General features: G+C 74.2%; 9 protein-coding genes. 8 read left to right on the top strand and 1 reads right to left on the bottom strand.

What is annotated here, in order from left to right; genetic code table 11:
- Positions 1 to 236 precede the first annotated feature (236 nt).
- The 4 genes from Srubr_RS19635 to Srubr_RS19620 all read left to right on the top strand — a co-directional run bounded on the left by Srubr_RS19635 (position 237) and on the right by Srubr_RS19620 (position 4858).
- Positions 237 to 1553 (top strand): ABC transporter substrate-binding protein, encoded by a 1317-nt coding sequence (locus Srubr_RS19635; RefSeq protein WP_189990802.1) that lies wholly within the window; start codon positions 237 to 239, stop codon positions 1551 to 1553.
- An 8-nt stretch (positions 1554 to 1561) separates the two neighbouring features.
- The gene (locus Srubr_RS19630; RefSeq protein WP_189990804.1) at positions 1562 to 2548 is read left to right on the top strand and encodes a carbohydrate ABC transporter permease; all 987 of its coding nucleotides are present in this window, start codon (positions 1562 to 1564) and stop codon (positions 2546 to 2548) included.
- Positions 2549 to 2624: 76 nt separating this feature from the next.
- Positions 2625 to 3464 carry a carbohydrate ABC transporter permease gene (locus Srubr_RS19625; protein WP_189990806.1) on the top strand — a complete coding sequence of 280 codons (840 nt, stop codon included), beginning with the start codon at positions 2625 to 2627 and terminating at the stop codon, positions 3462 to 3464.
- A 29-nt stretch (positions 3465 to 3493) separates the two neighbouring features.
- A complete protein-coding gene (locus Srubr_RS19620) occupies positions 3494 to 4858 on the top strand; it encodes a GH1 family beta-glucosidase (RefSeq protein ID WP_189990808.1) in 1365 nt (454 codons plus the stop codon).
- A gap of 212 nt (positions 4859 to 5070) precedes the next feature.
- Here Srubr_RS19620 and Srubr_RS19615 read toward each other — a convergent pair whose 3' ends face one another.
- Positions 5071 to 6570, bottom strand: coding sequence for a hypothetical protein (locus tag Srubr_RS19615; protein ID WP_189990810.1), 1500 nt, complete (start codon positions 6568 to 6570; stop codon positions 5071 to 5073).
- A gap of 131 nt (positions 6571 to 6701) precedes the next feature.
- Between Srubr_RS19615 and Srubr_RS19610 the strand changes: the two genes are divergently transcribed.
- The 4 genes from Srubr_RS19610 (at position 6702) to Srubr_RS19595 (ending at position 11869) form a co-directional block, all read left to right on the top strand.
- Positions 6702 to 7274, top strand: a complete 573-nt coding sequence (locus Srubr_RS19610) for a GNAT family N-acetyltransferase (RefSeq protein WP_373313372.1) — start codon at positions 6702 to 6704, stop codon at positions 7272 to 7274.
- Between the two features lie 78 nt (positions 7275 to 7352).
- Entirely contained in the window at positions 7353 to 8846 is a 1494-nt protein-coding gene (locus Srubr_RS19605) for an ABC transporter substrate-binding protein (RefSeq protein ID WP_189990812.1), read from the top strand.
- Positions 8847 to 8849: 3 nt separating this feature from the next.
- The gene (locus Srubr_RS19600) at positions 8850 to 10634 is read left to right on the top strand and encodes an ABC transporter permease subunit (RefSeq protein WP_189990815.1); all 1785 of its coding nucleotides are present in this window, start codon (positions 8850 to 8852) and stop codon (positions 10632 to 10634) included.
- On the top strand, positions 10631 to 11869 hold the full coding sequence (locus Srubr_RS19595; RefSeq protein WP_189990816.1) for an MDR family MFS transporter: 1239 nt from the start codon (positions 10631 to 10633) through the stop codon (positions 11867 to 11869). Before Srubr_RS19600 ends, Srubr_RS19595 begins: the two co-directional genes overlap by 4 nt.
- Positions 11870 to 12019 lie beyond the last annotated feature (150 nt).

Raw genomic sequence — 12019 nt, 5'->3', positions numbered from 1 at the left:
CAATGCCTCGCCAGGCCGCCCGCCAACGCCTCGCCGGGCCGCCCCCGTACCTTCTGGACCGGAGCCCGGCACCCTGCCAGGCCCGGTGGCCCACCGGTCGGCCCGGCGCGGGCCGTCCGGTGGGCCGCCTTCCCCGACGATCACCTGTCGAATCCCTTGACGATCGCCCTCCCGGCGGATTAACTCACGTCCTAAATTAAGTCATGAGTGCAATCCCCGAAGGGACACCGGGACGCATGCGCAGCATCCGAGCCGCGGCCGTAGGCGCCGTCACCCTGTCACTCGCCCTCGCGGTCACGGCCTGCGGAGGCGGGTCGGCCACCGGCGGTGGGTCCAACGACTCGCCGAAGACGCTGACGTACTGGGCGTCCAACCAGGGGGCCAGCATCGAGGCGGACAAGAAGGTGCTCCGGCCCGAGCTGGACAAGTTCGAGCAACAGACGGGGATCAAGGTGAAGTTGGAGGTCGTACCCTGGTCGGACCTGCTCAACCGCATCCTGACCGCCACCACCTCGGGCCAGGGCCCGGACGTGCTGAACATCGGCAACACCTGGAGCGCCTCCCTCCAGGCGACCGGCGCGCTACTGCCCTGGGACGAGAAGAACTTCGCTGCGATCGGCGGCCGGGACCGGTTCGCCGAGACCGCGCTCGGCTCGACCGGAGCCCGGGGCGAGGACCCGGCCGCGGTCCCGCTGTACTCGATGGCGTACGCCCTCTACTACAACAAGAAGATCTTCGCCGAGGCCGGCATCTCCAAGCCCCCGGCCACCTGGGCCGAACTCGTCGAGGCTGGCAGGAAGATCAAGGCCGAGGGCAAGTCCCCGCTGGGCGCCGAGGGTTCGAACCTGTCGGAGAACATCCACCACGCCTTCGTCTTCGCCAAGCAGCGCGGCGCCGACTTCTTCACCGCCGACGGCAAGCCCGACTTCACCAACCCCAAGGTGGTCGACGCGGTCAAGAGCTACGTCGACCTGATGGCCAAGGACAAGGTCATCCCGGCCGGAGACGCCGAGTACGCGCAGAACCAGTCCGTCAGCGACTTCGCCAAGGGCAAGCAGGCCATGCTGCTGTGGCAGACCGCCTCCGCCAACCTCAAGTCCCAGGGGATGAGCGAGGACGCCTACGGCATCGCGCCCGTGCCGGTGATCTCGGGCACGCCCGGCGGCGGCACCCAGGTCAACTCCCCGGTCATGGGCATCAACATGGCCGTCTTCAAGAACACCGACAACCTTGACGGCGCCAAGCGGTTCGTGAAGTTCATGACGTCCGACGAGGAGCAGAAGATCCTCAACAAGGCCTACAGCGCCATCCCGCCGGTCAAGTCCGCGCAAGCGGACCCCGCGTTCGCCGCCCCGGACACCGCGGTACTGAAGAACACCCTGGCCACCAGCGCCGCCGCGCTGCCGCAGGTCCCCTCCGAGTCGCAGTTCGAGACGACGGTCGGTACGGCCGTCAAGGAGCTGTTCGCCGACGCCGCCGCCGGGCGGCCGGTGACCGCCGGCTCGGTGGAGGCCAAGCTGCGCAAGGCCCAGCAGCAGATGCCGGCGGCGTGAGCCCGACGATGACCACCACCGCCTTCAAGGAGCCGGTGCGCCAGGCCCCGTCCGGGGTGGCGGCCCGTGCGTCCCGCCGCCCCGGGCGGCTGCGCCGCCTCTCGCTGCCGTACCTGCTGCTCCTGCCGGCCCTGCTGCTCGAACTCCTCGTCCACCTGGTGCCGATGGTCATCGGCGTCGTGATGAGCTTCAAGGAGCTCACCCAGTTCTACATCCGCGACTGGGGCACCGCCCCCTGGTCCGGCCTCGGCAACTACCAGGTGTCGGTGGACTTCGACGCCCCCGTGGGCGAGGCCCTGCTGCACTCCTTCCTGGTCACCGTCGGCTTCACCCTGCTGTCGGTCGGCCTGTGCTGGCTGATCGGCACCGCAGCCGCGGTCTTCATGCAGGACACCTTCCGCGGACGCGGGCTGCTGCGCGCCCTGTTCCTGGTGCCGTACGCGCTGCCCGTCTACACCGCCGTCATCACCTGGGTGTTCATGTTCCAGCACGACAACGGCCTGGTGAACCACGTGCTGCACGACCAGCTGCACCTCACCGACAAGCCCTCCTTCTGGCTCATCGGCGACAACAGCTTCTACGCCCTGCTGACCGTCTCGGTGTGGAAGGGCTGGCCGTTCGCCTTCCTCATCGTGACCGCCGGGCTGCAGAACATCCCCCGGGAGCTGTACGAGGCCGCCGCGCTGGACGGCGCCGGGACGTGGCAGCGGATCCGCCGCATCACCCTGCCCTCGCTGCGCCCCGTCAACCAGGTCCTCGTGCTGGTGCTGTTCCTGTGGACGTTCAACGACTTCAACACGCCGTACGTGCTGTTCGGCAAGTCCGCGCCCGAGGCCGCCGACCTCGTCTCCGTCCACATCTACCAGTCCTCCTTCGTCACCTGGAACTTCGGCACCGGCTCCGCCATGTCCGTCCTGCTGCTGCTCTTCCTGCTCGTCGTCACGGGCGGCTACCTGCTGCTCACCTCGCGCGGACGGAGGGCCGCCGATGTCTAGCACCCGCACACCGGCGTCCCCCAGCCGTACGCCGGCGACCGCCCTCCGTGCGCCGGGGACACCCACCCGCTCGCCCATGGCACCGGCGCGCTCGTTCCTGTGGCTCCGGCGGGTCTTCCTCACCCTGCTCGCCGGGTTCGTGCTGGTCCCGGTGTACGTCATGGTCTCCAGTTCGCTGAAGCCGCTCGCGGACGTCACCGGCGAGTTCCGCTGGCTGCCCAGCGGGCTGACCGTCCGCCCGTACATCGACATCTGGTCGACGGTCCCGCTCGCGCGGTACTTCGTGAACTCGCTGATCGTGGCGGGCGCGGCGACCGTCTGCTCGGTCGTCATCGCCGTGTTCGCGGCCTACGCCGTCAGCCGCCACGACTTCCGCGGCAAACGCGTCTTCACGGTGACCGTGCTGTCGACGCAGATGTTCCCCGGCATCCTCTTCCTGCTCCCGCTGTTCCTGCTCTACGTCAACATCGGCAACGCCACCGGCATCGCCCTGTTCGGCTCACGCGGCGGGCTGATCCTGACCTACCTCACCTTCTCGCTGCCGTTCTCCATCTGGATGCTGATCGGGTACTTCGACTCGGTGCCGCGCGACCTGGACGAGGCGGCCCTGGTGGACGGCTGTGGCCCGCTGAAGGCGCTGCTGCGGATCGTCGTGCCGGCCGCGAGCCCCGGCATCGTCGCGGTCGCCGTCTACTCCTTCATGACCGCCTGGGGCGAGGTGCTCTTCGCGTCGGTCATGACCAACGACACCACCCGCACCCTCGCCGTCGGCCTCCAGGCCTACTCCACCCTCAACGACGTCTACTGGAACCAGATCATGGCCGCCTCGCTGGTCGTCAGCGTGCCCGTGGTGGCCGGGTTCCTGCTGCTCCAGCGCTATCTCGTCGCGGGCCTGACGGCGGGCGCCGTCAAGTGACCCCCACCCCTGATCCCGAAGGGACTTCCGTGTCCGAACCCATCGACCTGGCCGCCTTCCCGCCCGACTTTCTGTGGGGCACGGCCACCGCGGCGTACCAGATCGAGGGAGCCGTGGCCGAGGACGGCCGTTCGCCCTCGATCTGGGACACCTTCTCGCACACCCCGGGGAAGATCGCCAACGGTGACAACGGCGATGTCGCCTGCGACCACTACCACCGCCGGCGCGAGGACATCGGCCTGATGCGGGAACTCGGCGTCAACGCCTACCGGTTCTCCGTGGCCTGGCCCCGGGTGGTCCCCGGCGGCACCGGCCCGGTGAACCCCAAGGGCCTCGCGTTCTACGACGAGTTGGTGGACGATCTGCTGGAGGCGGGCATCACCCCGTCCGTCACCCTCTACCACTGGGACCTGCCCCAGGTGCTCCAGGACCGCGGCGGCTGGCCGGAGCGCGCCACCGCGCGGGCGTTCGCCGAGTACGCCTCCGTCGTCGCCGGCCGCCTCGGTGACCGCGTCACCCTGTGGACCACCCTCAACGAGCCCCTCTGCTCGGCCTGGATCGGCCACCTGGAAGGCACGATGGCGCCCGGCTGGACCGACCTGACCGCAGCCGTCCGCGCCTCCTGCCATCTGCTCCTCGGCCACGGCCTGGCCGCCCAGGCGATCCGCGCCGCCGCCCCCGGCGCCCGGGTCGGGATCGTCAACAACCTCTCCACCGTGCACCCGGCCACCGACCGCCCCGAGGACGTGGCGGCGGCCCGCCGGCTCGACGGCCACGTCAACCGCTGGTGGCTCGACCCCGTGCACGGCCACGGCTTCCCGGCCGACATGGTGGACACCTACGGTGTCGAACTGCCGCTGAAAGACGCCGACTTGGCGGCCATCGCGGCCCCGCTCGACTGGCTCGGCCTGAACTACTACTTCCCGCAGTACGTGGCCGACGACCCCGGGGGGCCGGCGCCGTACGCCCGTTCCGTCCGGCGCGAGGGCGTCCCGCGCACCGGCATGGACTGGGAGATCGACGCCTCCGGCATCGAGACGCTGCTGCTCCGGCTCGCCGAGGAGTACGGCGCCCGCACCCTGTACGTCACCGAGAACGGCTCCGCCTTCCCGGACGTCGTACGTCCCGACGGCAGCGTGGCGGACCCCGAGCGCCAGGACTACCTGGAGCGCCACCTCGCGGCCTGCGCCGCCGCCGTGCGCCGGGGCGCACCGCTGGCCGGCTACTTCGCCTGGTCCCTGCTGGACAACTTCGAGTGGGCGTACGGCTACGACAAGCGGTTCGGGCTGGTACACGTCGACTACCGCACCCAGGTCCGCACGATCAAGGGCAGCGGCCGGCGGTACGCGGACCTGGTCCGCGCCCACCGCGGCCTGACCCGCCGGGCGGCCTGACCCGCCGGGCCGACCGAGCCCGGCCCGGACGGCCGGTGGACACGGCAGGGGAGTCCGTGTCCACCGGCGCGCCACGCCTCTTGTATGCCATGCACACGGCAAAAACAGTGCACCTCCCGCCCCACGACGCGACCGGCTCGCATGACTCGGTCCGGCTACGCACGCCCGTGACGGGCCGCTCCGCCCGCGTGCGGGCCCCGGTCCTTTCAGGCTCAGCCCCTCCTCCGGCGTCCCGTCCCCGTCGCCAGCAGCAGCGCCGCCAGGCCGCCGGTCACCCAGGCGGGCCCGAGGACATCCGCGTCCCCGGATCCGAACATGCCCGCCGCGGCCAGCGCGAGGAGCACACCGGCGGACCGCGCGCCGGTGCCGGGCGGCATCGGGGCCGCCGTCCACGGGCGTCGGCGCGGAACCCACAGGCGCAGCAGCTCCGCGGCGGCCGCGAGCGCGGCGAGCCGGGAGCCCACCCGCAACCACAGCGGGGGCGTGGTGTCGCCCAGTTCACCCACGCCGACCACGGTGAACAGGGCGAACAGGGCGATCGGCAGCAGCCAGCCGAGGCTCGCGCGCATGTGGGTGCCGGGTGCCCGCTCGGTACGGGGGCCGTCCGTCGGCGCGCCCGCCTCGGAACCGGTGCCGTTCTCACTGCCCGGCTCGCCGGGAGCGCCGGGAGTGCCGGGAGTACCGGGGGTGCCGGGAGCGCCGGGAGTGCCGGGAGGGCCGGGAGTACCGGGGGTGCCGGGAGCGCCGGGAACGTACGGAGCCGGGGCCGCCGGGAGCGGGCGCAGGGCGCGCCTCTGGGCGTGGCGGAGGCGGCGGCCCGCGTCGCCGTACCGCTCCTGGTGGGCGGCGAGCTCCGCCTGGAGGGCGAGCAGCCGTTCGGCCATCGCGTCGAACTCCGCCCGGCGCCCGGCGGCCGCCCGGCCGGCCTCGCGTGCCGCCCCGGCGAGCCTGGACAGCGCCTCGGTGCGCAGCCGTACGGCCTCCTCGCGGGCCGCCTCCGCCTCCCGGGGCAGCTCGGCCGTCTCCGCCTGGAGCCGGGCCCGTTCCGCCTCGATGATCTCGGCGATGCGGTGCCGCTGGTCCGCCGACAGCTCCTGCGGCGCGCGGGCCTTGGCGCGGGCCACGGCGGCCCGGCGCCACTCCATCAGCGGCCGGCCGCGGTGCTCCCCGATCCCGTTGACGTGCACCTTGCGGCCGTGCGGGCGGTGGATGTACAGCACCTCGCCGCCCTTGCCGCCCGGTGCCTTGCCCCAGCTGACCCGGGTGAAGTCGGCGGCCGTGCGGATCCCGGCCGCGGCGAGGTCCCGGATCAGGCCCGCGCCGATGCCGTTGACGTCGCCCGCGGTGAGCCGGGTGGCGCGCAGCGAGCTCTCGACCGACTCCCGGCGCAGCACCAGCAGGGCGCGCCGCTCCTGGTGCTCCCGCTTGCCGTCGAGGCCGTCGATGCGGCGGGCCAGGGACCGTTCCCGGCGCAGCCGCCGCTCGTGGACGCGTTGCAGCGTCTTCGCGCAGGCGGCCTCGGCGCGCCCGCGGTCCCGGGCCTCGCGGTTCAGCCGCCGCCGGTCGGCGAGTTCGAAGGCGCGGCGCCCGTCCAGCAGACGGCGCAGGGCGCGGATCGACTCGATCAGCCGGCGGCGCTCGGCGCGGATCTCCGCGGGGGAGGGCGGAACGGGGGTGTGCCCGTCCCGGAGGGTGGTGGTGCTCTCGGTCAAGGTGTCTCGCTCAGGGGGCTGGAGGCCGCGGGGCGCGACCCGGAGGCGACGCCTCCGCCAAGGCGACGGCCGGCCGGGCGGAAAGGTTGCCCCACGACTATGACCTGGCACTTAATGCATATGATGTGCAAGTGCGTACATATAGCGTGAGGCCCGCGACCGCCGACGACCTCGACAGTGCGAGGTCCGTCATGCTCGACACCGTCTACCGCGACTTCGGCACCGGATACGTGCCCCGGTGGCACGCCGACATCGTGGACCCGGCCGCCTACTACCTCGCGCCCGCCCGGCACACCCTGCTCGTCGCCGTGGACGCGGACGGGCTGGTCGTCGGCACCGGCGCCCTCGACTCGCGCGGCCCGCAGTCGCCGCCGAACCCGCCCCGGCTGGCCGAACGGTACCCCTCCGGCACGACCGCGCAACTGCGCCGCGTGTACGTGCGCCCCAGCCATCGCCGTCAGGGTATCGCGCGCGAACTGGTGGCCCGGTTGCTGGACTTCGCCGCCGCGGACGGCGGCTACCGGTCCGTGTACCTGCACACCGACCCCGCCGTGCCCGGCGCCGAACCCTTCTGGCGCTCGCTCGGCACGGTCGTGCACGACGAGCGCGAGGACGCCGGGGGCGGACAGAGCGTCGTGCACTTCGAGATCCCCCTGAAGCGGACCGGAGGCACGGTGGGCGACCCCGAGCACGCGATGGCTTAGTGGAAATGATTTCCATGTAATCTGTCGTCGTCCGGAGCCAGCCGCACGCCACCCCCACCCAGCACGAACCCGAGGACCATGCCTGCCCCGCGCCCTTCCCGCCTGCTCGCCGCCCTGCTCGCCGCGCCCCTGCTCGCCGGCTGCTTCGCCTCCTCCGGCGAGGCGGACGGCGAGCCCGCCGACGGCTCGCGGCTCCGTGTCGCGCTCGCCTTCCCGCCCGCCGAACGGCTCTCCCCGTACGGCGCCGACGCCACCATCCTGAGCCGGCTCGGCATCACCGAGAGCCTCACCGCGCTCGACGGCAACGGCACCGCCGCCCCCGCCCTCGCCTCCTCCTGGCGCCGGCAGGACGCCGGCACCTGGCAGTTCACCCTGCGCGAGGCCACCTTCCACGACGGCTCCGAGGTCACCGCCGACGCCGTGGCCGCCTCCCTCGACCGGGCCGCGCACGCCCGGCCCGCCCCGGCCGCCCTGTCCGGAGTGACGCTCACCGCCAAGGCCGTGGACCGGCACCGGATACGCGTCAGCACCGGCCGGCCCGACCCCATCCTGCCGCTCCGGCTGTCCAGCCCGAGCCTCGCCGTGCTCTCCGCCAAGGCCTACCGGGACAAGGACCACGTCGACCCGGCCGGCGCCGGCACCGGCCCCTTCGTCCTGAAGAAGGTCACCGGCGCCACCTCCGCGACCCTCGACCGCTACGACGGCTACTGGGGCGGCCGCGCCCAGGCCGCCGGCATCGACGTCCGCTTCGTCCCCGACGGCACCGCCCGCACCAACGCCCTGCGCAGCGGCGACACGGACATCGCCGAAGCCGTCCCCGTCGCCCAGGCCGCCACGCTCCAGCCGGAGACCCGCCGGGAGACCGCCACCACCCGCACCACCAGCCTGCTGCTCAACCACCGCTCGGGACCGTTCGAGGACGCGCGGCTGCGCGCCGCCGCCCGCGCCGCCGTCGACACCTCCGCCCTCGCCAAGGACGTCTACGAGGGCCACGCCGACCGCGGCACCGGCATCTACGGACCCGCCGTCGGCTGGGCCGAGGGACGGCACCCGGCGCCGGTCGGCAGGGCCGCCCCGAAGCGGCCCGACGGCACCCGGATCACCCTGGCCACCTACGACAACCGGCCCGAACTCCCCGAGGTCGCCCAGGTGCTGAAGCAGCAGCTGGAGAAGGCCGGCTTCCGCGTCGAACTCGTCGTCCGCGAGTACGCGCGGCTGGAGAGCGACGCCCTCGCCGGGAAGTTCGACGCCTTCGTGCTCGCCCGCAACAGCCTCGTCGACACCGGCGACCCGGTCGCCATCCTCGCCGGCGACTACACCTGCGCCGGCAACTACAACCTGGCCCTGCTGTGCGACAAGGACGTCGACCGGGCCGTGGCCGAGGCCGAGCGCACCGCCGACACCGTCAAGCGGCAGGACGCGGCACTGCGCGCCGAGGCCCGTGTCCTCGGCACCGACTCCGTCGTACCGCTGGTCCACCAGCGCGTCATCACCGGCGTCGGCCGCTCCGTCAAGGGCGTGCTGCTCGACCCCTACGAGCGCACCCTCATCGGCACCGGCACCCGGCGCTGACCCGTGCGGACCGTGCTGTGGCGGGCCTCGCTCGCCTCCGCCCTGGTGTGCGGGATCGGCCTGCTGCCCTGGCTCAGCCGCACCGACCCCGCGCTCACCGTCCTCAAGGCCCGCGCCCAGGACCGTGACCCGGACCCCGCCGTACTCGCCGCCATCCGCGACCAACTCGGCCTGGACGCCGGGCCGCTGACCCTGCTCGGGCGCTGGCTCGGCGGACTGCCGCGCGGCGACGCGGGCCGGTCCTGGATCTCCGGGGCCGAGGCCGGACCCGTCGTCGTACAGGCGCTCGGCGCCTCCCTGCTGCTCATGGCGGTCGCCCTCCTGGTGGCCGCCTGCACCGCCGCCGCGGTCTGCGCCCGCACCCTGTACCGGGGCGGCCGGACCCGGCCCGGCGGCACCGGCTCCGCGATGCTCGCCACCCTGCCGGAGTTCCTCACCGCCTCCGTCCTCGCCACCGTCGTCGGCGTCCAGCTCGGCTGGCTGCCCGCCCTCGGCTGGTACGGGCCCCAGTACACCGTGCTGCCCGCGCTCGCCCTCGGCCTGCCCGCCGGAGCCGTCCTCGGCCGGCTCCTCGACGACCAGCTGCCCGGCGCCTTCGCCGAACCCTGGGCGCGCGCCGCCGCCGCGCGCGGACTGCCCCGGGCGCGCGTCGCCCGCCAGGCGGTCCGCCGCTGCCTGCCCGGACTGCTGCCCAACACCGCCCTGTTCGTCGTCGGCATGACCGGCGGCGCCGTCGCCGTCGAACAGCTCTACGACATCCCCGGCCTCGGCCGCACCACCCTCCAGGCCGCCCTCGCCCAGGACCTGCCCGTCCTCCAGGCCGGCACCCTCGCCCTGCTGCTGCTCGCCGCGCTCGCCACCGGCGCGGCCCGGCTCGCCGTCCGGCTGCTCACCGGCCCCGCCCTGCGCGACGGCGCCCTGCCCGCCCCGCCCCGGCTCACCCCGGCCGTCCGCCGCACCCCGCCGCTGCTGCTCGGCGGGGCGCTGCTCGCGGTCCTCGTGGCCGGCCTGCCCCGCGACCCGCTCGCCCTGAACACCACCGCCCGCCTCCGGCCCCCCTCCTGGGCCCACCCGTTCGGCACCGACGCGCTCGGCCGCGACCTGCTCGCCCGGGTCGCCCACGGCGCCCTGGACACCCTGCTGCTCGCGCTCCTGATCAGCGCCGGCACCCTGCTCGCCGGACTGCTGCTCGGCCTGGTGCCCCGGCTGTCCGGGCCGCTCGCCGACACCGTCAACGCCGTACCGCCCGTGCTCGCCGCGCTGCTGGTCACCGCCGTCACCGGGGGCGGCCCGGCCACCCCCGCGCTCGCCGTCGCCGCCGTCGCCTGGGCGCCGCTCGCCACCCACACCTCCGCCCTGCTCCGCCAGGAACGCGCCGCCCTCCACCTCACCGCCACCCGGGCCCTCGGCGCCGGCCGCTGGTACCTGCTGCGCCACGAACTGCTGCCCGCCGTCGTCCCGTCCGTCACCCGGCACGCCCTGCTGCGGCTGCCCGGCACCGCGCTCGCCCTCGCCGCGCTCGGCTTCCTCGGCCTGGGCGCCCAGCCGCCGTCCCCCGAATGGGGCCGGCTGCTCGCCGAGAACCAGCCCTACGCCGAACGCGCCCCCTGGGCCGTCCTCGCCCCCGCCGCCGTCCTCGCCGTCCTCGGCGCGCTGGCGGTGACCTCCGCGGGCGCCCTGCACCGCCGCCGCCCGGCCCGACTCACCGGCGCTTCAGAGACGGCGGCAGAGGCGGAGCCGAGGACGGCCCGACCCGTCGGCACCGTAAGGGAGAAGGCCGTCCGATGACCGCCCCGCGCACCGACCGGGCCCCGCTGTCCCCGCTGCTGCGGCTGCTGATCCTCACCCAACTCGCCTTCAACATCGGCTTCTTCGCCGTACTGCCGTTCCTCGCCGAACACCTCGGCACGGCGATCGGCATGGCCGGCTGGCTGGTCGGGGTCGTCCTCGGGCTGCGCACCTTCAGCCAGCAGGGGCTGTTCGTGGTGGGCGGCGCCCTCGCCGACCGGTACGGCGTCCGGCCCGTCGTCCTCACCGGCTGCGCGCTGCGCATCGCCGGGTTCGCCTGGCTCGGCCACGCCGAACGGACCTGGTCGGTGATCGGCTCCGTCCTGCTGATCGGCTGCGCCGCCGCGCTGTTCTCCCCGGCGGTGGAGTCGGAGGTCGCCCGGCAGGCCGTCTTGCGGGAGGAGGCCGGCGACGGGCCGCGCGCCCGGGTGCTGGCCCTGTTCACCGTCGCTGGGCAGGTGGGCGCCTTCACCGGCCCGCTGCTGGGCGCCCTGCTGCTGACGGCCGACTTCCGCACGGTCTGCCTGGCCGGCGCGGCCGTCTTCACCGCCGTACTCGCCGGGCACGCCGTCCTGCTGCCCCGGCACATCCCGGGCCGCGAACCCGTCGCCGTGCGCGGCGGACTCGCGCCGCTGCTGCGCAACCGCCGTTTCCTCGCCCTGTGTTGCGGCTACGGCGCCCAACTGCTCGCCTACAACCAGCTCTACCTCGCCCTGCCCGCCGAAGTACGGCGCGCCTCCGGCTCCCAGGCGCCGGTCGCCTGGCTGTTCGCGCTGTCCTCCCTGCTGGTGGTGGGCGCCCAACTGCCCGTCACCCGCTGGGCGGGCCGCCGGCTCACCCCGCGCCGCTCGCTGGCCGCCGGGCTGCTGCTGACCGGCGCCGGGTTCGCCGCCGTCGCCGCGGCCCGCCCGGCCGGCCTCACCGGCCCGGCCGGACTGGCCCCGCTCGCCGCCCTCGTCGTCCTGCTCACCGTGGGCCAGATGCTGGTCGCGCCGGTCGCCCGCGCCTGGCTGCCCGACCTCGCCGAACCCGGCCGCATCGGCCTCTACACCGGCGCCCTGTCCTCCGTCTCCGGCCTGCTGGTCCTGCTCGGCAGCACGGCCTCCGGCGCGCTCCTCGACCTCGGGCTGCCCCCGGCACTGCCCTGGGCGGTCCTGGCGGCGGTGCCCCTGGCGGCGATCCTGGTCCTGCCCAGCCAACGCCCCACCCACGACCCGGCACCCGAACCGGCCTGAGCCCGGCTCCGGGGCCGTACCGCAATCGGCGCCGGCATCTTTGCGCGACCTGGGGGCGCGCTCGGTACGGCTGCTGTCCGACAACCCGCGCGAGCGGGAGGCGCGGGTGCGGCACGGTGTCCGGGTGGCCGAGCAGATGCCGTTGCCGAT

The organism is Streptomyces rubradiris, from assembly GCF_016860525.1.
GTDB classification, from domain to species: Bacteria; Actinomycetota; Actinomycetes; order Streptomycetales; family Streptomycetaceae; genus Streptomyces; species Streptomyces rubradiris.
The sequence above is the reverse complement of the archived record's forward strand: the minus strand, read 5'-3'. Positions and strand labels throughout refer to the sequence as shown.